Raw genomic sequence first — 931 nt, forward strand, 5'->3', positions numbered from 1 at the left:
GCGAATCCCTCGTCATCGGGATCATGTAACGCCATCTATCGCTGAAGATTCACCGCCACTTACCTCTGAAGATCACAGGAACGCCGACCGTCGCGTAAGACTAGTTCGGTGATCCTTCCCGGTGAAGGGGGGCTAACCGGCATACTGTTCGCATAGCTGAGCTGAAGATCGGCCACGCCCACCGCCAAGGTCGTACTCACCGAACGCGGCCAGCCGTTCGACGACATGTCCGACCTGCCCAAACTGGCGCGTACAGCACAGCTTTCGCTCGGACTGGACCCCCAGGTCCGGGCCAGACAGCAGCGACGGGGTCAGGCGCATCGTCGGCGCGGTCACAACCATCGCCAACGGGCTCGCCGAGCTGCGCAACCGGGGGCTGGGTACCGGACACAGTCCAGCGACCGCACGCGTCGGTCTCGGCACCCGGCACGCACACCTCGCGCTGAACGCAGCGCTTACCTGGTGCCAGCTGATGCTCGACACCCTCGCAGACCCCGAAGCGCCATGCCGAACAGGTAAGTCGTAAGCCGCGGTCAAACGAAGGCCACGAAAACAACCAGATTCGTTCCGTTGCCAAGCCGACCCCTGGGACCACAGACGTGTCGCGCCGGGGTTGCTCGATTACTGGGTCGGATCGCTTCACGTCAATCGATGTGGAGGGAGGTCCGCGGGCTGTTTCGGGGGGTTTCCAGGTTTCGGTGATCGAGGTGACACCGGTACTCGCTCAACTGCTTTCGAAGATCGCTGACATAGCCGGGCCACACACCCTTACGTGCCTCACGTGTCAGACACCTAAAAATGGTGAACAACAAGCGCTTTCGCAAAAACAAGTACAGATAACCTACGCCACGGAACTAGCGAACACCAACATCAGCGTCTACACCCTCATGAAACTCCTTGGCCACGAATCCATGGCGACCTCCCAGCGGTA

Annotated in this window: 2 pseudogenes; both read left to right on the forward strand. The window is 60.7% G+C overall.

The features are described 5' to 3' along the window. Positions 1-301: 301 nt before the first annotated feature. Positions 302-526, forward strand: a pseudogene (locus tag AO501_RS40745) (abortive infection family protein); the annotation flags it as partial. Between the two features lie 313 nt (positions 527-839). Beyond that, positions 840-931: pseudogene (locus AO501_RS39440) on the forward strand (recombinase); the annotation flags it as partial.

The organism is Mycobacterium gordonae (assembly GCF_001417955.2).
GTDB lineage: Bacteria > Actinomycetota > Actinomycetes > Mycobacteriales > Mycobacteriaceae > Mycobacterium > Mycobacterium gordonae_B.